At 72.9% G+C, this 17,155-nt stretch carries 17 protein-coding genes; 8 read left to right on the top strand and 9 right to left on the bottom strand.

Annotated features, from left to right (window positions below):
* Window positions 1–23: 23 nt before the first annotated feature.
* On the bottom strand, window positions 24–878 hold the full coding sequence (locus ADK52_RS32000) for a MaoC/PaaZ C-terminal domain-containing protein (RefSeq protein WP_053693366.1): 855 nt from the start codon (window positions 876–878) through the stop codon (window positions 24–26).
* Between the two features lie 294 nt (window positions 879–1,172).
* On the opposite strand from ADK52_RS32000, the gene ADK52_RS32005 reads away from it, so the two are divergent.
* Entirely contained in the window at window positions 1,173–1,532 is a 360-nt protein-coding gene (locus ADK52_RS32005) for a DNA-binding response regulator (RefSeq protein ID WP_234344340.1), read from the top strand.
* Between the two features lie 130 nt (window positions 1,533–1,662).
* On the opposite strand, the gene ADK52_RS32010 is transcribed toward ADK52_RS32005, so the two are convergent.
* Together ADK52_RS32010 and ADK52_RS32015 are read right to left on the bottom strand one after the other, a co-directional pair.
* A complete protein-coding gene (locus ADK52_RS32010; RefSeq protein WP_053693368.1) occupies window positions 1,663–2,850 on the bottom strand; it encodes a lipid-transfer protein in 1,188 nt (395 codons plus the stop codon).
* Window positions 2,851–2,862: 12 nt separating this feature from the next.
* Window positions 2,863–5,013 (bottom strand): acyl-CoA dehydrogenase, encoded by a 2,151-nt coding sequence (locus ADK52_RS32015; RefSeq protein ID WP_053693369.1) that lies wholly within the window; start codon window positions 5,011–5,013, stop codon window positions 2,863–2,865.
* Window positions 5,014–5,233: 220 nt separating this feature from the next.
* On the opposite strand from ADK52_RS32015, the gene ADK52_RS32020 reads away from it, so the two are divergent.
* A complete protein-coding gene (locus tag ADK52_RS32020; protein ID WP_053693370.1) occupies window positions 5,234–6,244 on the top strand; it encodes a polyprenyl synthetase family protein in 1,011 nt (336 codons plus the stop codon).
* Between the two features lie 6 nt (window positions 6,245–6,250).
* On the opposite strand, the gene ADK52_RS32025 is transcribed toward ADK52_RS32020, so the two are convergent.
* The gene (locus tag ADK52_RS32025) at window positions 6,251–7,306 is read right to left on the bottom strand and encodes a right-handed parallel beta-helix repeat-containing protein (RefSeq protein ID WP_119096214.1); all 1,056 of its coding nucleotides are present in this window, start codon (window positions 7,304–7,306) and stop codon (window positions 6,251–6,253) included.
* Between the two features lie 284 nt (window positions 7,307–7,590).
* Between ADK52_RS32025 and ADK52_RS32030 the strand changes: the two genes are divergently transcribed.
* The 4 genes from ADK52_RS32030 to ADK52_RS32045 all read left to right on the top strand — a co-directional run bounded on the left by ADK52_RS32030 (window position 7,591) and on the right by ADK52_RS32045 (window position 11,368).
* Complete coding sequence (locus tag ADK52_RS32030; RefSeq protein WP_053693372.1) at window positions 7,591–8,238, top strand: class I SAM-dependent methyltransferase; 648 nt, start codon at window positions 7,591–7,593, stop codon at window positions 8,236–8,238.
* A 122-nt stretch (window positions 8,239–8,360) separates the two neighbouring features.
* Complete coding sequence (locus tag ADK52_RS32035; protein ID WP_053693373.1) at window positions 8,361–9,299, top strand: N-acetylmuramoyl-L-alanine amidase; 939 nt, start codon at window positions 8,361–8,363, stop codon at window positions 9,297–9,299.
* Window positions 9,300–9,435: 136 nt separating this feature from the next.
* On the top strand, window positions 9,436–10,257 hold the full coding sequence (locus ADK52_RS32040; RefSeq protein ID WP_053693374.1) for a DUF5336 domain-containing protein: 822 nt from the start codon (window positions 9,436–9,438) through the stop codon (window positions 10,255–10,257).
* A gap of 100 nt (window positions 10,258–10,357) precedes the next feature.
* Window positions 10,358–11,368, top strand: a complete 1,011-nt coding sequence (locus ADK52_RS32045) for an LLM class F420-dependent oxidoreductase (protein ID WP_053693375.1) — start codon at window positions 10,358–10,360, stop codon at window positions 11,366–11,368.
* On the opposite strand, the gene ADK52_RS32050 is transcribed toward ADK52_RS32045, so the two are convergent.
* The gene (locus ADK52_RS32050) at window positions 11,365–11,805 is read right to left on the bottom strand and encodes a hypothetical protein (protein WP_053693376.1); all 441 of its coding nucleotides are present in this window, start codon (window positions 11,803–11,805) and stop codon (window positions 11,365–11,367) included. The genes ADK52_RS32045 and ADK52_RS32050 overlap by 4 nt on opposite strands.
* A gap of 92 nt (window positions 11,806–11,897) precedes the next feature.
* On the bottom strand, window positions 11,898–12,548 hold the full coding sequence (locus ADK52_RS32055; protein WP_053693384.1) for a hypothetical protein: 651 nt from the start codon (window positions 12,546–12,548) through the stop codon (window positions 11,898–11,900).
* Between the two features lie 133 nt (window positions 12,549–12,681).
* On the opposite strand from ADK52_RS32055, the gene ADK52_RS32060 reads away from it, so the two are divergent.
* Entirely contained in the window at window positions 12,682–12,984 is a 303-nt protein-coding gene (locus tag ADK52_RS32060) for a hypothetical protein (RefSeq protein ID WP_078622056.1), read from the top strand.
* Window positions 12,985–13,073: 89 nt separating this feature from the next.
* Here the strand turns inward: ADK52_RS32060 and ADK52_RS32065 are convergent, their stop codons facing one another.
* Genes ADK52_RS32065 through ADK52_RS32075 form a run of 3 tightly spaced genes read right to left on the bottom strand, consistent with a single transcriptional unit; the run spans window position 13,074 to window position 16,259 of the window.
* A complete protein-coding gene (locus ADK52_RS32065; protein ID WP_053693377.1) occupies window positions 13,074–14,156 on the bottom strand; it encodes a prenyltransferase/squalene oxidase repeat-containing protein in 1,083 nt (360 codons plus the stop codon).
* Window positions 14,153–14,887 (bottom strand): class I SAM-dependent methyltransferase, encoded by a 735-nt coding sequence (locus tag ADK52_RS32070; protein WP_053693378.1) that lies wholly within the window; start codon window positions 14,885–14,887, stop codon window positions 14,153–14,155. The genes ADK52_RS32065 and ADK52_RS32070 overlap by 4 nt, the downstream gene beginning before the upstream one ends.
* A 58-nt stretch (window positions 14,888–14,945) precedes the next feature.
* Window positions 14,946–16,259 carry a glycosyltransferase family 4 protein gene (locus tag ADK52_RS32075; protein WP_053693379.1) on the bottom strand — a complete coding sequence of 438 codons (1,314 nt, stop codon included), beginning with the start codon at window positions 16,257–16,259 and terminating at the stop codon, window positions 14,946–14,948.
* A gap of 238 nt (window positions 16,260–16,497) precedes the next feature.
* Between ADK52_RS32075 and ADK52_RS32080 the strand changes: the two genes are divergently transcribed.
* Window positions 16,498–17,127: a TetR family transcriptional regulator gene (locus tag ADK52_RS32080; protein ID WP_053693380.1), complete on the top strand. Its 630-nt coding sequence runs from the start codon at window positions 16,498–16,500 to the stop codon at window positions 17,125–17,127.
* Window positions 17,128–17,155: the final 28 nt, after the last annotated feature.

A 17,155-nucleotide genomic window follows, 5' to 3' on the forward strand; every position in this document is an offset into this window, starting at 1 on the left:
TGCGGCTCCTTCGTGGTCGGGCGTTACGCGTGTTCGACGACGGTGTCGGCGAGGACCGGCGCGTCGTCCCGTTCGACGGCGGTCACCGAGACCCGGACCTGCCCGGGCTCCTCCCACATCCGGATCCGCAGGGTCTCGCCCGGGAAGACGATCCCGGCGAAACGCGTGCGGTAGGCGCGCACCCGCGAGACGTCCCCGCCGAGCGCCGTGTCGACGACGGCCTTGAGGGTCATCCCGTACGAGCACAGGCCGTGCAGGATCGGCCGGTCGAAGCCGGCCAGCTTGGCGAACTCGGGGTCCGCGTGCAGGGGGTTCCAGTCGCCCGACAGCCGGTACAGGAGCGCCTGCTCCTCGCGGATGTGCCGCTCCTCGACCCGGTCGGGCGCCCGGTCGGGCAGCTCGGAGGTGACCGAGGGGCCGCGCTCTCCGCCGAAGCCGCCCTCACCGCGCACGAAGATCTGCGCGTCGCTGGTCCACAGTGGCCCGTCGGCGTCCGCGACCTCGGTGCGCAGCACGATCACGGCGGCCTTGCCCTTGTCGTAGAGGGCGGCGACCTTGGCGGAGGAGGTGGCGCTGCCCTTGACCGGGATGGGCCGGTGCAGCTCGATGGACTGGCCGCCGTGCAGGACGTTGGCGAGGTTGACCTCGATCCCGGGGGCGGCGAGGCCGCCCAGCATGGCCATGCCGGCGCCGGCGACGGTCGCGAAGCTGGGGAGTACGTGGAGCTTGGACTCCAGGGTGTAGCGCAGTTCGTCGGGGTCGGTGGCGGGGCGGCCGGCGCCGAGGCCGAGGTGGTAGAGCTGGATGTCCTTGTGGTCCCAGGCGATGTTCCCCTGGCGGGGGTCCGCGGCGAGGGCCCTGGCGGCATCGATCGGCATTGAGGATGCTGCTCCTTGTTCGGTTCTTCGGCTCTTCGGTTCTTCGGCTGTTCGGTTCTTCGGTTCCCATTGCGTGGAAGACCTCGGTGCGGCCGTCCGCACCGTCGGCCGCACCGAGGTCGTTTGCGGGACCGGTTCGGTTCTAGAACGCGTTCTAGGATCGAGCGGTGAGGAATGTATAACGCACGCCCCAGCAGTTGGGAAGACTCCTGACTCCACGTCAGGATGAGCTTGGCCGAGGCGTGTTGCCGGGTCCGCGCGGCGCGGCCGCCCTAGGCTGACGGCGTGGACGAAATGCCGGTGAACCACCGCCCCGCCCGGTCCCTGCGGGTGCTGCTGTTCCCGCCGGACCCGGCGCTGGCGCTGCGGCTGGGGCTGCAGCCGGACATCGAGGTGGTGGCCTCGGCGCTGGCGCGGCCGGCCGTGGCCCTGGTGGAGGAGCTCGCGTCGGTGACGGCGCTGCTGGCGGAGGACCCGGAGTGCCGGGTCCTGGTGCTGACGGGTTCGGCGCATCCGGGACTACTGGACGCGGCGCTGGCGGCGGGCGCGGCGGGCCTGGTCCTGCGCGACGGCCCCGTGGAGGACCTGGCGGAGTCCCTCCGCGCCGCCTCCCGCGGTGAAACGGTGATCGACCCGGCCCTGTCGGGCCCGTAGGTCGTGTCGCCGAAGTCCCTCCCCCGGCTACCGCTGGGAGGTGCCCCCAGGCTGGCGGGGTCTGGCACGCCCTGGCCCCGCCGCCACCCCGCGCCCCCGGCCGCCGCCCGTGGCCCCGGCCGCCCGGTCGCTACTTCCGCAGCAGGGTCACCACCGCCGCGCCGCCCAGGCCTATGTTGTGGGCCAGGCCGACCCGGGCCTGCGGGACCTGGCGGGGGCCGGCCTGGCCCCGCAGCTGCCAGACCAGTTCCGCCGCCTGCGCCAGCCCCGTCGCCCCCAGCGGGTGCCCCTTCGAGATCAGGCCCCCGGAGGGGTTCACCACCCACCGCCCGCCGTAGGTGGTCGCGCCCGACTCCACCAGCTTCCCGCCGGCGCCCTCGTCGCACATGCCCAGCGCCTCGTACGTCAGCAGTTCGTTGATCGAGAAGCAGTCGTGCAGCTCGATCACGTCCACGTCCTCGATCCCGAGCCCGGACGCCGAGAACACCTGCCGCCCCGCCGCCTCCGTCATCGGCCTGCCGACCACGTCGATGCACGAGCCGGAGGCGAACGAGGCCTCCGTGTCCGTCGTCATCGCCTGCGCGACGATCTCCACCGCCTTGTCGTGCAGCCCGTGCGCCACCACGAACCGCTCCGAGACGACGACCGCCGCCGCGGCCCCATCCGAGGTCGGCGAGCACTGGAGCTTCGTCAGCGGCTCGTGGATCGGCTTCGCCGCCAGGATCTCCTCGACCGTGTACACGTCCTGGAACTGCGCGTTCGGGTTGTTCGCCGAGTGCCGGTGGTTCTTCGCTCCGACCGCCGCCAGCTGCGCGGCCGTGGTCCCGTACCGCTCCATGTGCTCGCGGGCCGCGTTCCCGAAGATCTGCGCGGTCGGCGGGGACATCTCGAAGCCGTGCCCGGCGGCCATGATCCCGTAGTGCCGGGCGACCGGAGAGGTTTTGAAGTCTCCCCCGTCGGCGCCGCCGCCCAGCGCGCCCTTCTTCATCTTCTCGAAGCCCAGGGCCAGCACGCAGTCGCTGATCCCGCCCTCCACGAACTGCCGGGCCATCATCAGCGCCGTCGACCCCGTCGCGCAGTTGTTGTTCACGTTGTAGACCGGGACCCCGCTCAGCCCCAGTTCGTACGCGGCCCGCTGGCCGGCCGTGGAGGCCTGGAAGCAGTACCCCACGGGCACCTGTTCCACCTGCTCGTACGCGATCCCCGCGTCCGCCAGTGCCGCCGTCCCCGCCTCCTTCGCCATGTCCCAGTACTGCCAGTCCCGCGACTGCGGCTTCTCGAACTTCGTCATGCCGACGCCCACGATGTACGACTTCATCACTGATGCCCTTCAGTCCCTGGGGAGGCCGAGAATCCGCTCGGCGACGACGTTGAGCTGGACCTGTGTGGTGCCCCCGGCGATGGTCAGGCAGCGGGACATGAGCATCCCGTGCACCGCCCGCTCCCCCGCCCCCTCCCGCACCGCGCCCGCCGGGCCCAGCAGTTCGAGCGCGAGCTCGGCGGTCCGCTGCTGGTGCGGGGTCTGGACGAGCTTGCGTACGGAAGCACCGGCCCCCGGCTCCAGCCCCGACACCTGCTGGAGCGTGGTGCGCAGCCCGATGCAGGCCAGGGCGTGCGCCTCGGCGGTGAGCACCCCGATCCGCGCCCGGTACGCGCCGTCGAGTTCGGCCGAGCGGGCGATCAGCACCTCCAGCCCAGTGTCGAAGGTCATCTGGTCGGCCATGTGGACCCGCTCGTTGCCGAGCGTGTTGCGGGCGACCTTCCAGCCGTCGTCGGGCGCGCCGACGAGGGCGTCCGCGGGCAGCAGGACGTCGTCGAACCAGACCTCGTTGAACAGGGCCTCGCCGGTGATCTCCCGGAGCGGGCGCACGTCGATGCCGGGAGTGTTGCGCATGTCGACCACGAAGTAGCCGAGCCCCTTGTGCTTGGGCGCGGCCGGGTCGGTCCGGGCCAGCAGGATCCCGAAGTCGGCGCTGTGCGCGGAACTCGTCCAGACCTTCTGTCCGTTGACCTTCCAGGAGCCGTCCGCCGTGCGCTCCGCCCTGGTCCGCAGCGAGGCCAGGTCCGAGCCCGCCCCCGGCTCGGAGAAGAGCTGGCACCAGGTGACGTCCCCGCGCAGGGTCGCCCGTACGTACGTCTCCCGCTGCGCCTCGGTCCCGTACGCGAGCAGCGAGGGCACGACCCAGGTGGCGATCCCGAGGTCGGCGACCAAGACCCCGGCCGCAGCCAGTTCCTGCTGGACGACGAGCTGTTCGACGGGGCCGGCGCCGAGCCCGTACGGGGGCGGCAGGTAGGGGGCCGCGTACCCGGTGGGCGCCAGGATCCGGCGGGCGGCGGCCGGGTCGAGGCCGCGCGCGTCCTCGATGGCGGTGCGCGCCCGGGTCCGGTACTCCTCCGCGCGTGCCGGGAGTTCGAGGCGCAGCTCCCGCCGCGCGCCGCCGGCCGCGAGCCGCACCGCCCGTACGCGGTGCCCGTCCCCGGCGCCGAGCAGCTGCCGGGCGACGACGGCCCGGCGCAGGTGGATGTGGGCGTCGTGCTCCCAGGTGAAGCCGATCCCGCCGAGGATCTGGATGCAGTCCTTGGCGCAGGAGTAGGCGGCGTCGAGGGCGCTCCCGGCGGCGAGCGCGGCCACGAGCGAGCGCACCTCCGGCTGCTCGTCGGCCGCCTGGGCGGCGTCCCAGGCCAGGGCCCTGGCCTGTTCGAGGCGTACCAGCATGTCGGCGCACAGGTGCTTGATCCCCTGGAACTGCCCGATGGGGCGGCCGAACTGTTCGCGGACCTTGGCGTACTCGGCGGCGGTGGTGAGCGCCCAGGCTGCGGTGCCGCAGGCGTCGGCGGCGAACAGCGCGCAGGCCAGGTCCCGGACGAGGGCCGCGTCGAGGTCGAGGAGGCGGCCGGGTGCCACGGTGACCCCGCGGGCGCGCACCTCGGCGGTGGGCCGGGTGGGGTCGGCGCTGTCGTGCGTACGGATGTCCAGCGCGGCGGCGTCCACGGCGAACCAGCACGTGCCGTGCGCGGCTTCGGCGGCGAGCAGGACGAGGTCGGCCTCCCCGGCGCCGAGCACCGGGGGCGCGAGCCCGTCGAGCAGGTGCCCGCCGCCCTCGACGGCGACGGCGGTCAGGCTTCCGGGGCCGAGGGCGACGGCCGCGACGCGGGTGCCGTCGGCCAGGGCCGCGGTGAGCCCGTCGGCGCCGGCCCGGTCCAGCAGTACGGAGGCGAGGGCGCTGGGCAGGTAGGGCCCGGGCAGCGCCGCCCGGGACGCCTCCTCGACGGCGACGGCGAGATCGAGGAGGGTGCCGCCCTCCAGGTGCGGTACGAGGAGTCCGGCGGCGGCGAGCCCGTCCCAGTAGGCGGGCCGCACTCCGGTCCGCGGTGGGGTCTCCAGCAGTTTGCGCACTTCCTCGGGTGGCACCGTGCGCGCCGCCCAGCCGCGCACGGCTTCGGCCAACTCCCGCTGTTCCTGCGTGATTCCGATGCCCATACGGATCCCTGCCGCCTCTCCGACGCCCCGGCCGGCGCCGGGCGGTCCCCCTGATCGCGGGCCAGAGTAGAACACGTTCCATTCTGACGGAAGGTCAGATGCAGGGCAGCCGGAAGGGCGCCGCGGAACCGGCCATGTCCGGAAATCGCTCTAGATCCCTCCGCGCCAAATGACCGAATCTGGGGCGTTGACGCCGACCCCAATTCATTTCAGGAAGGAAATGGCAGTGAATTGCATCACGTATGTGGACCTCCACCGGAGCGTCGCCTCCGACATCCAGGCGGAATTGGAGGCGGCCGTCTTAACCCTCACTCCCGCTTCCGGCAGCGGCGCCGCCAGGAACGCCGTCGGCAAACTCCTCCGGCATCAGAAAATGCGGCATCCCCTCTCGGTGCTCCCGATGATGGTGCACGCCATCGAGACGGGACATCCCGGGCCGGCCGCCCCGCTGGCCGCCGTGCACGTGCTCTGGTGGACCTCGGCCTGCTACCTCGACGACCTCGCCGACGGGCACGGCACGACCGCGTCCGACAGCATGAGCCAGGACGAAGCGCTGCTGGCCTCGGTACTCACCGGCACGGTGCTGCCGATCCGGATCGTCCGGTCGCTCCCGGTGCCGCCCGCGGTCCAGGTCGCCCTGACGGCCGAGGTCGCGACCGGCTGGGCGGTGGGCACCGAGGGCCAGCTGACCGATATCGACGCCCACGCCGACCGCGCCACCCGGAACTCGGTGATCGAGACCTACCGCGGGAAATCCGGCGGACCCTACTCGATGATCACGGCGATGGCGGCGATATTGTCGGGCGCGAGTGACGAAAGAGTCGAACTGTGGAGGGAGTTCGGATACATATTCGGCATCCTGTGGCAGCTGTTCAACGACCAGGAAGACATCCTGACCGGCCGCAATGAAGACCTCCTCAACGGGACGGTCACCTATCTGCTCACGTGCGCCCTCGACGACGCTCCCACACCGCGGGCCCGGGAGGACATCCTGGACCGGAGCACGGCGGCACGCCACTGCGGGCGGGCCCGCGAGGAGCTCGGCCGCCTCCTCCTCGCCCCGGACGTGCTCGACCGGTACGCCACGGACCTCGACGCCTTCCGCGCCGAGGCCCACCGGCTGCTCACCGCGCTCGGCGGCGACGAGCGCCACCTCCCGGTCATGCGGCACCTCGTCGACCACGCGGCGCGGATGCTCCTGCGGGCACGCCCCGTCCCGGCCGCCGTGTAGGCCCCGTCAGTCGGCGCAGCCCGCGAACACGCCGGGGGCGCAGTTGGTCGGGTAGTTGTCCGCCACGGTGGTGGCGGTCAGCGACACGGTGCTCGCGTTGTTGTAGATGCCGCCCGGCGCCCCGCCGGCGTAGTTGTTGGTCACCGAGCTGTTCCGGAGGATGAGGGAGGCGCCGGAGATGTTGGCGATCCCGCCGCCTGGCGCCCCGGTCTCGATGGCCCGGTTGGCGAAGACCGTGGTCCGCTCCAGGGTCAGGGTCGACTGGCGGTTGAGGATGCCGCCGCCGCCCTCGTTGTCCTCGGCCGTGTCGTTGCCCTGGACGAGGGTGTCCGTGACGGTCCCCGTCAGCATGAAGGCGCTGATGCCGCCGCCGTCGAGCCGGGCGGCGTTGTCGGTCACCCGGCTGCCGGTGAGGGTCAGGCCGCCGCGCGCGTCCAGTCCGCCGCCGGTGTCCTTGGCGGTGTTGCCGGTGATGGTGGTGTTCGAGATGTTCGCGGTGCCGGAGCTGTAGACGCCACCACCGTCGTTCGTGGAGATGTTGTGGCTCACGGTGCTGTTGCGGAGGTTGAGCGTGCCGGAGCTGACGATGCCGCCGCCGGGTCCGGAGATCGCCGAGACGTTCCTGGTCACCGTGGTCGAATTCAGGGTGAGCACGCCCTGGTTGGAGATCCCGCCGCCGCCCGAGCCGCCGCTCTCCGACCGGCCGCCGCGGACCGTCAGGTTGTTCAGGGTGAGCCTGCCGTTCGGGGCGGTGACCTCGAAGATCCGGAACCCGGTCGCCGACTGCCGTCGGATGGTGCTGCCGTTGCCCACGATGGTGATGTCGCTGCTCACCTGCGGCAGGCCGTTGCCGGGGTTGTCGGGGGCCGTGAGGGTGTACGTGCAGCCGGGCGCGAGGAAGAGGTGCGCGGGCCCCGCGACGGTGTTGGCCGTGGCGATGGCGCTCGTGAGCGCGGCGGCGGTGCACGGCACGAACTGCTGCGCGTGGGCCTCGGCGGCGGGCAGGGCGACCACCGTCGCGAGCGCGGCCGTGGTGGCGGCGAAGACTCCGAGTCTGAACATGGCGGCCAAAGTACGTACATCGGATAAGCGGGCCGCTGCACGGAAAGGGACGCGCCGGAGGCGGTCCCCCTGAGGAGGGAGCCGCGCCCGCCACTCGGACGGGCCGCGGGGAGGCGCCCGCCCCGGCCGGCGCGGCGCCCGGCACCCGGCACCCCGCACCCCGCACCCGGCGCCCGGCGCCCGGCACCCGGCACCCGGCACCCGGCACCCCGACCCACCGGTAACACCGCCGGCGGCGTACGGCACGATGGACCGCCACACCCGCGTACCCGCCGGAGGACCCCATGGCGCCCGCCACCCCCAAGCCGGAGACCCTGGCCGCCTTCGAGGCCGCCAAGGGGTTCATGCCCGTACGCGAGGGCCTCGCCCTGTACGAGGCCGCCGCCGCGGCGGCGGCCCTCGGGCTGCCGCTGCTGGAGGTCGGCACGTACTGCGGGCGCTCCACGATCCTGCTGGCCGACGCCGCCCGCGAGGCCGGGGTGGCCGCGATCACGGTCGACCACCACCGGGGCAGCGAGGAGCAGCAGCCGGGCTGGGAGTACCACGACCCGACCGTCGTGGACCCGGAGGTCGGGCTGATGGACACCCTCCCGACCTTCCGCCGCACGCTCCACAAGGCGGGCCTCGAAGACCACGTCATCGCGATCGTGGGCCGCTCCCCGCAGGTCGCGGCGGCCTGGGGCGGCAAGCTGGGCTTCGTCTTCATCGACGGCGGCCACACCGACGAGCACGCCGCCGGCGACTACGAGGGCTGGGCCCCGCACGTCGCCGAAGGCGGGACGCTCGCCATCCACGACGTGTTCCCCGACCCGGCCGACGGCGGCCAGGCCCCGTACCGGATCTACCTCCGCGCCCTGGCCTCCGGCGCCTTCGAGGAGATCTCGGTCACCGACTCCCTCCGCATCCTGCGCCGCACCGCCCCCGGCATCTAGGGGGTGCACGGGGGATCAGGGGCTCGCGCCCGACGGGCGCACGTATAAGCAGATAAGCGCACCACGCCCCCATATGGCCCACGGTCCGCGCCGACGGCGGGCCGCCGGTCTAGCATCGCGACGTGCGCTACGACGACAGTCCCCCATCCCCCGAGTCCGCCTCCTCGGTCAGCCCGGAGCGGCGGTGGTTCGCGCGCCGCTCCGGCCTCGCCGTCGGGGCCGCCGTACTCGCCCCGACCCTCCTGGCCGGGTGGGTCCTCGTCCAGGTGACCACCGGGGCGGGGGCGGACGACGCCCGCCCGCCCCGGATCGTGATGCCGGCCGCCACCCCCACGACCACCCCGACGCCGAGCCCGAGCGCGAGCGCGAGCGCCCCGCAGGTCAAGGGCCCGCTCGCCGGCAAGACCGTGGTCATCGACCCCGGCCACAACACCGGGAACTTCCAGCACACCTCCGAGATCGACAAGAAGGTCGACATCGGCACCGCCCGCAAGGAGTGCGACACCACCGGCACCACCACCAACGCCGGTTACAAGGAAGCCGAGTTCACCCTCGACGTGTCCCGCCGGCTGCGCACCGTCCTGGAGGCCAAGGGCCTCAAGGTGGTCCTCACCCACGAGGCCGACCGTCCCTGGGGCCCGTGCATCAACGAGCGCGCCCGCATCGGCAACGAGGCCGCCGCGGACGCCGTGGTCTCCGTCCACGCGGACGGGGTCTCCGAGGGCAGCCGCGGCTACCACGTCATCCTCCCGGCCAAGGTCAAGGGCGGCGCCGCCGACACCGCCGCGATCGTCGGCCCCTCCCGGGACCTCGGCGAGCGGATCGGCTCGAACTTCGCCCGGACCACCGGCTCCGCCCCCGCCAACTACCTCGGCAGCGGCACCGGATTGGTCGTCCGCGACGATCTGGGCGGACTCAATCTCTCGACCCGGCCCAAGGTGTTCATCGAATGCGGCAACATGCGTGACGCCAAGGACGCGGCGCTGCTGACGAGTCCGGAGTGGCGGCAGAAGGCCGCCCAGGGCATCGCGGACGGCATCGTCGGCTTCTTGGGCGGGTAGTCCCCCGGGGACAGCCTGCCGCCCCGATCCTCTCGGTTGCCGGGAACCTCCGTACCATGGTCCCGCCCGCCCCGCTCCTGCACGTGCGCGACCGCGGCACCACGAGACGACCGAGACCGAGAAGGACACCTAACACGTGAACATCCGCTCCCTCACTCGAGGCGACGGCGTGGTGATCGGAGCAGCGGCGCTGCTGTTCATCGCCTCGTTCCTCGACTTCTACTCCGCGACCGGCCTCGACCTGCCGAGCGTGTGGGACACCGACGTCTACCGTCTGGCGCTTCCCACGATCTTCCTGCTCGGCTTCATCGCGGCCGGTCTGCTCATCGCGGCCCGCTTCCAGCCGGAGACCCGCAAGCTCGCGGGCCTGCCGCTGGCCGCGTGGGGGACGGTGCTCGCGGTCGCGGCCGCCTGGTCCTCCCTCTGGTCCCTGATCACGAGCCCGAGCGGCGCCGACCTCGGCGCCGGCTGCATCATCGCCTTCCTCGCCACCCTCGCGCTGGCCGGCGTCGCCGTCGCGGGCGCGAAGATCCCCGCGCTCGCCGGCGGGCTGGTGCCCGAGCCCAAGCCCGTCGCCCCCGCGCCGTACGGGGCCCAGCCCCAGCCCGGCACCGGGTACGGCTACCCGGGCGCCCAGCAGGGCCAGCCGTACGGTTCCCCCCCCCAGCCGGTGCCGCCGTACGGCGGCCCCCCGGCTCCGGGTCCGACCCCGGCTCCGGGTCCGGGTCCGCAGGACGCGGCACCCGCCCCGGCGGCAGACTTCACCCCGTTCTGGTTCGCGGTCCCGGTGGCCCGCCCCCTCTTCCCCGAGGACGGCTCCCCCACCCCGATCGCCGAGCTCGCGCCGGGCACCTGGTATCTGGCCGTGGACCAGCGCGGCCCGGCCACGCTGATCGCCCAGACCCAGGACGGCCGCCGCGGCGTCCTGAACGACACCTCGGGCATCCAGCGCGGCTGACCCACCCCCGCACGGCCGACGGCCCCCCGCCCTTCCGGGCGGGGGGCCGTTGCCCTACAGTCACCTGACGCATCGTCAGATACGGCTGGAGGGAACGTACATGCGCCTCGGACTCGCACTCGGCTACTGGGGCCGCGGCCCCGACCGGACCCACCTCGACCTCGCCGCCGAGGCCGAGGACCTCGGCTACGACTCGGTGTGGACCGCCGAAGCCTGGGGCTCGGACGCCTTCACCCCGCTCACCTGGATCGCCGCGCACACCTCGCGGATCCGCCTCGGCACCGCCATCGCCCAGATGGCCGCCCGCACCCCCACCGCCACCGCCATGCACGCCCTCACCCTGGACCACCTCTCCGGCGGCCGGATGATGCTCGGCCTGGGGCTGTCCGGCCCCCAGGTCGTCGAGGGCTGGTACGGGCGCCCGTTCCCCGCGAGCCCGCTCACCGCCACCCGCGAGTACGTGGACGTCGTCCGCCAGGTGCTGCGCCGCGAGGGGCCCGTCGCGCTCGACGGCCGCTTCCACCAGCACCCGTACCGCGGAGAGGACGGCACCGGCACCGGCAAACCGCTCAAGCCCATCACCCACCCGCTGCGCGCGGACCTGCCGCTCCTGCTGGGCGCCGAGGGCCCGAAGAACATCGCCCAGACCACCCGCATCGCGGACGGCTGGCTCCCCCTCTACTGGTCGCCGACCCGTACCGACGTCTACCAGGCCTCGCTGGCCGGCCTCCCCGAGGGCTTCATGATCGCCCCGATGGCCCGGGCGAAGGTCTGCGACGACGTCGCCGAAGGGCTGCTGCCGGTCAAGGCGATGCTCGGCTTCTACATCGGCGGGATGGGGCACGCGGCCCGCAACTTCCACGCGGACCTGATGGCGCGGATGGGCTATGAGGAGGAGGCCCGCCGCATCCAGGAGCTGTTCCTCGCCGGGCGCAGGCAGGAGGCGGTCCTCGCCGTCCCGGACGCCTTCGCCGACGAGATCTCCCTGATCGGACCGCGCGAGCGGATCGCCGAACGCCTCGACCTGTGGCGCAAGGGCCCGGTCACCGACCTGCTCCTGACGGCCCCGGACCCCCACACCCTCCGCGTCCTGGCCGAACTCAATGCCTAAGCCGCGTCCGGCTCGGCCTGCGGGACGGCCTCCAGGAGTTCCCTCAGGTCCAGAGGCATGACGGCGATCTCGATGGTCCCGGCGGCCGTTCCGGTCCCGCCCGTCCCGCCGGTCCTGTCGGCCCCGCCCGTCCCGTACGTGCAGGCCACGATCCGCGACCCGGGGTTGATGGAGATCCCCTCCTTCACGGACGGCACCCGCACGCCGGTGGCCCGGCCGCCGGGCAGCGGTACGGGCTCACCCCGGCGGGGCACCCAGCGCACCCCGCCGGCGCCGGTGAACACCGTGCCCACCCGCCAGCGGCCCGCGCCGGCCGGATGCCGGGCCATGCACGGGATCCCGTCCGGGCTCCCGGCGGCGAGCCGCTGCCGGTGCTTGCGCCGCACGAGCCACCCCACGCCGACGGCGGCGGCCGCACCCACCAGGAACTCGATCATCCGCCCATTGAAACAGGCGAGCGGCGGGCGAACGAACATGCCCGCGGACCGGCCCGGCGACGCTGCCCGGCCGGCCCGCGGTGTACGAAGGCCTATCCGCCGCTCAGCTGGGACAGGCTCGGAACCTTGTCGGTCACCGTGGCGCCGGCACCCTGGCCCGCGTCCTTGACCCCGGTGATGACGTTCTGGAGCGAGCTCATGTCGGCGTCGCTCGCATCACCCTTGCGCAGCTTGGATCCCAGGCCCTTGAGGGACTCGATGCCCGCCGTCAGCGGGGCCACCGCCTTCGACAGCAGCGGGTCGGCCTTGGCGTTGTCCGCCGCCGCCTTCAGCCGGTTGTACGCGAAGGCGCCCGCGAGGCCCGCCTTGATGAGAGCGAACGTACGGCCCTTGGCGCCCTTCTTGAACTTGCCCGCGCGGTACGGCTTGATGATCCACTGGTACGTCGCCCCGGCCGCGAGCCCCGCGTTGGCGACGAAGCGCGTCTTGGCGAACTTCTGCTTCTCCGCAGTGGTACTGGGCGTGGGCTCGGCGAGGGCCGCGACCTCCGCCGCTTCCGCCGCCCGCCACGCTTCGGGCGCCCCCACCTCGGCGGCCGGAGCCGCCGGCACCGACAGGGCCACGTCCTCGCCCCTGCCTCCCCTGCTGCCGGCTCCACTGCCGCAGGCGGTGGCGCCGGCGAGCAGCGCACCGGACAGGAGCAGGGCGGTGAAGGCGCGGCGGACTCGGGTGGTACCGGGTATGGACACGCTGGGTTTCGACACGGTGGCCTCCGGGGAGTGAGGTGTCTCCCGCAGCGTCACCCGGGCCCCGGCGTTGCGCCACTTGGATGACCCATTCGGGTTTGCTTCACACCGACGGGGCAAGACGCGGTGCATGCGCACACACACCGGAGTACACGCCCGAGGAGGCGTTCAAGCCGGCCGGGTCGTCGCCGCGGTGGCGGACGTGCTGGCCTTCACGATCGGCTTGTGGGTCCTGCTCTACTTCCTCGACGCCAACCGGGGCAACGGCCTGGTGGAGTTCATCCACGACGCCGCCACCTGGCTGGCCGGCTGGTCCTACGACCTGTTCACCTTCGACCGGGAATGGGTCCAGGTGGTGGTGGGCTACGGCGTGGCGGCCGTGGCCTACCTCGTCCTGGGCCACCTCATCGCGGGCCGGCTCTACCGCCGCTGACCGCGGGCCACGTACGGGCAGGCCGCCTCCGGGGCGGCCTGCCCCGCCCGCGTCCACCGGGCTCCGGGCTCCGGACTCCGGGCTCCGGGCTAACCGCAGCAGTCGGGCTCCAGTCCGGACGGCAGCTCCAGCCCCCCGAACACCGCCCCGGTGGCCTCGTCACCGCCCAGCGCGGCCACGGCGAGCAGCAGCGACCCGGCCGTCCAGGTCGTCTGCTCGACCGGCCACACCGCCTTGTCCTCGAAAACGTAGCCCGTCCAGTACATGCCGTTGTCCGCGCGCAGGTGCGTGATGGAACGCAGGACCTCCAGCGCCCGGTCCGACTCGCCCATCGCCCACAGGGCCAGGGCGAGCTCGCAGGACTCCCCGCCCGTCACCCACGGGTTCGGCAGGACGCAGCGCACACCGAGACCGGGGACCACGAACTCGTCCCAGCGCTCCTCGATCCGCGCCTTCGCCTCCGCGCCGCCCAGCGCACCGCCCAGCACCGGGTAGTACCAGTCCATCGAGTACCGGGACTTGTCCAGGAACCGCTCCGGGTGCCGCCGGATCGCGTGCCCGAGGGCCCCCGCCGCCAGCTCCCAGTCCGGCTGCGGCTCCTCGCGGTACTCGGCGATCGCCAGCGCGCACCGCAGCGCCTGGTGGATCGAGGAGGAGCCGGTGAGCAGCGCGTCCGTCACCGCACTGCCGTCGGCCTCCCGCTTCCAGCCGATCTCGCCGCCCGGCTGCTGGAGTCCGAGGACGAACTCGGTCGCCGCGACGACGACGGGCCACATGCGGTCCAGGAACGGGTCGTCGCCGGTCGCCAGGTAGTGGTGCCAGACCCCGACGGCTATGTAGGCGACGAAGTTGCTCTCCCGGCTCGCGTCCTGCGGCTCGGCGGTGTCCACCCCGTCCGGCCGGTCCGCGTACGCCGCGTACCAGGAGCCGTCGGCGTTCTGGTGCCGGGCCAGCCAGTCGTACGCCCGCTCGGCGGCCTCGTGCTCGCCCGCCGCGTCCAGGGCCATCGCGGCCTCGGTGTGGTCCCACGGGTCCAGGTGGTGGCCGCGGAACCACGGGATGGCCCCGTCGGAGCGCTGCGCGGCGAGGATGCCGGCCACCGTCCCGGCGGCCTCCTCGGCGGTCAGCACACCGTCCAGGACCAGGCGTTCGGTGCGCCCGGGCGAGCTCACTTCGCCGCGCCGACGGGAAGGTGCGGCTTCGTCGCGTACGCCACGAAGCTCTTGCCGATGACCGGGTTGAGCGCCTGCTCCGCGAGCCGCGTGGCCAACGGCTTCTTCATGATGTCCCAGACCAGCAGCTTGTGGTACGCCTTCACCGGCAGCGCCTGGTCGTTGTCCACGCCGAACGCGCACTTGAGCCACCAGTACGGGGAGTGCAGCCCGTGGGCGTGGTGGGTGCCGTACGGCTTGAGGCCGGCGGCCTCCATCTTCCCGAGCAGCTCGTCCGCCTTGTAGATGCGGATGTGGCCGCCCTCGACCTCGTGGTACGCGTCGCTCAGCGCCCAGCAGATCTTCTCCGGGCCGTAGCGCGGGACGGTGATGGCGATGCGGCCGCCGGGCTTGAGGACCCGGACCATCTCGGCGAGCACGCCCTTGTCGTCGGGGATGTGCTCCATCACCTCGGAGATGATGACGACGTCGAAGGACTCGTCGGGGAAGGGCAGGGCCAGCGCGTCGCCCTCCATGGCGGTGGCGGTGGCGCCGGCCGGGGCCTCCCCGGCCTCCTTCATGGCGGCGAACCACTTGGCGACCTCGCGGATCTCCTCGCCGTTGCGGTCGACTGCGACCACCTGGGCGCCGCGCCGGTAGCACTCGAAGGCGTGCCGGCCGGCGCCGCAGCCCAGATCGAGCACACGGTCGCCTGCGGCGAGCGGGAACCGGGAGAAATCGACGGTCAGCACGGGGTCCTGCCTTCGCGGTCGCGGGGGTGTACGGGGGTGGTGTGGAAAAGGCGGAAGGTCACCGCGCGCGGCGGCTGCGGGCGGCCTGCTCGACGGCGGCGCGGTAGTGCGCGGCGGTTCCCTCGGCGGCTCTGGCCCACGTGAACCGGGACAGCACCCGCTCGCGCCCGGCGGCGCCCAGGCGGGCCCGCAGCTGCGCGTCACCCAGCAGCCGGCCCAGCGCGGCGGCCAGCGCACCCGCGTCGCCGGGCGGCACCGCGAGGCAGGTCTCGCCGTCCGGGCCCGCGACCTCGGGGATCGCCCCGCCCGTCGTGGCGACGAGCGGGGTACCGGTGGCCATGGCCTCGGCGGCGGGCAGCGAGAAGCCCTCGTACAGCGAGGGCACGCAGGAGACCTGCGCGCTGCGCACCAGGTCGACGAGCTCGGCGTCGGTGATGCCCTTGACGAAACGCACGGCGTCCTGGAGCCCGTACGACTCGATCGCGCGGGCGACCGGACCCTTCTCGGCGCGCTTGCCGACGACGACGAGGTGCGCCTCGGGCTGCTCGGTACGCAGCTTCGCGAGCGCCTCGACGAGGTGCACGAGGCCCTTGAGCGGGACGTCGGCGCTGGAGGTGGTGACGATCCGCCCGGGCACTTCGGCGACGGAGGCGTCGGGCGACCACAGGTCGGTGTCCGCGCCGATGTGGACGACGTGGATGCGCTCGTCGCGCACGCCCAGGTGCTCGGCGATCTCCTGCTTGGAGGAGCCGGAGACGGTCAGTACGGAGGGCAGCCGGCGGGCGACGCGCCCCTGCATGCGCGTGAAGCCGTACCAGCGCCGCACGGAGGCCCGCTTGCGGCGGTCCTTGGCGGCGGCCAGGTCCAGCTTGCGGTCGACGGTGATGGGGTGGTGGATCGTGGTGACCAGGGGGGCGCCGAGGTCGGCGAGGAGGCCGTAGCCGAGCGTCTGGTTGTCGTGGATGACGTCGAACTCGCCGGCGCGGGCGGCGAGATGGCGCCGGGCCCGCAGCGAGAAGGTCAGCGGCTCGGGGAATCCGCCGGTCCACATGGTGGCGACCTCGACCGCGTCGATCCAGTCCCGGTACTCGTCGCGCTTCGGCGTACGGAACGGGTCGGGATGCCGGTACAGGTCCAGGCTCGGCAGTTCGGTGAGCGTGGCGCCGGTGTCGAGGACCGGGTAGGGCTGCGCGCCGATGACTTCGACGGAGTGCCCCAGCCTCACGAGCTCCCGCGAGAGGTGCCGGACGTAGACACCCTGGCCGCCGCAGAACGGGTTCCCCTTATAGGTGAGGAGTGCGATGCGCAACGGGCGGTCGCCGTCGGTGGCGGAACCCGCGAAAGGGCTCGTCACCATGGCCTCAGCGGTCACTCTCGGCCCCCTTCTCCCTGCACTTTCGCCGGAGCGTAACCGCTCGCATAATGTAGAACAAGTTTCAGACTTGATCCGTCGAAGACCATTGAATCTACCGGCCGGAAACCACACCGTAAGAGGCGGAGCAGGTGATTCGCGCCACGGCTCGGACGCCTGCGATGCTGGCCGCCGATCACGACGCGAACAGCCCGGAAGTCAGCACCGCAACGACACGGAACGCCATGGAACGGGACAGATGACAGCGGACGCGAAAGCCGTCGCCACGACGGCGTCCCCTCCCCTGACGGAGCGCCAGGAGGCGCGCCGCCGCCGAATCCTGCACGCCAGCGCGCAGCTGGCCAGCCGGGGCGGCTTCGACGCCGTCCAGATGCGGGAGGTCGCCGAGGCGGCCGGGGTCGCGCTGGGCACCCTGTACCGGTACTTCCCGTCGAAGGTGCACCTGCTCGTCGCCACGATGCAGGACCAGCTCCAGCACATGCACACGACGCTCCGCAAACGGCCCCCGGCGGGCGAGGACCCGGCGGCCCGGGTCGCGGAGACGCTGATGCGGGCCTTCCGCGCCCTCCAGCGGGAACCGCACCTCGCCGACGCGATGGTCCGCGCACTGACGTTCGCGGACCGCAGCGTGAGCCCCGAGGTGGACACGGTGTCCCGGCTGACCACGGCGATCATCCTGGACGCGATGGGCTTGGACGCCCCGCCGACGGCGGAGCAGCTCTCGGCGGTCCGGGTCATCGAGCACACCTGGCACTCGGCGCTGATCACCTGGCTCTCGGGCCGCGCCTCGATCGCCCAGGTCAAGATCGACATCGAAACGGTCTGCCGCCTGATCACCCTGACGGCACCGGCCAAAGATTCGGCCTGAAGGCGGCGGGGGGCGGGGGCTTCGGGGG

It is taken from the genome of Streptomyces sp. WM6372 (assembly GCF_001279655.1).
In the GTDB taxonomy this organism is placed as follows: domain Bacteria; phylum Actinomycetota; class Actinomycetes; order Streptomycetales; family Streptomycetaceae; genus Streptomyces.

Bases quoted from the DNA above. Each gene is read 5' to 3' on its own strand.
- ADK52_RS32000 (WP_053693366.1), bottom strand. From the start codon at position 878: ATGCCGATCGATGCCGCCAGGGCCCTCGCCGCGGACCCCCGCCAGGGG.
- ADK52_RS32005 (WP_234344340.1), top strand. From the start codon at position 1,173: ATGCCGGTGAACCACCGCCCCGCCCGGTCCCTGCGGGTGCTGCTGTTC.
- ADK52_RS32010 (WP_053693368.1), bottom strand. From the start codon at position 2,850: ATGAAGTCGTACATCGTGGGCGTCGGCATGACGAAGTTCGAGAAGCCG.
- ADK52_RS32015 (WP_053693369.1), bottom strand. From the start codon at position 5,013: ATGGGCATCGGAATCACGCAGGAACAGCGGGAGTTGGCCGAAGCCGTG.
- ADK52_RS32020 (WP_053693370.1), top strand. From the start codon at position 5,234: ATGGCAGTGAATTGCATCACGTATGTGGACCTCCACCGGAGCGTCGCC.
- ADK52_RS32025 (WP_119096214.1), bottom strand. From the start codon at position 7,306: ATGTTCAGACTCGGAGTCTTCGCCGCCACCACGGCCGCGCTCGCGACG.
- ADK52_RS32030 (WP_053693372.1), top strand. From the start codon at position 7,591: ATGGCGCCCGCCACCCCCAAGCCGGAGACCCTGGCCGCCTTCGAGGCC.
- ADK52_RS32045 (WP_053693375.1), top strand. From the start codon at position 10,358: ATGCGCCTCGGACTCGCACTCGGCTACTGGGGCCGCGGCCCCGACCGG.
- ADK52_RS32050 (WP_053693376.1), bottom strand. From the start codon at position 11,805: ATGATCGAGTTCCTGGTGGGTGCGGCCGCCGCCGTCGGCGTGGGGTGG.
- ADK52_RS32060 (WP_078622056.1), top strand. From the start codon at position 12,682: ATGCGCACACACACCGGAGTACACGCCCGAGGAGGCGTTCAAGCCGGC.
- ADK52_RS32080 (WP_053693380.1), top strand. From the start codon at position 16,498: ATGACAGCGGACGCGAAAGCCGTCGCCACGACGGCGTCCCCTCCCCTG.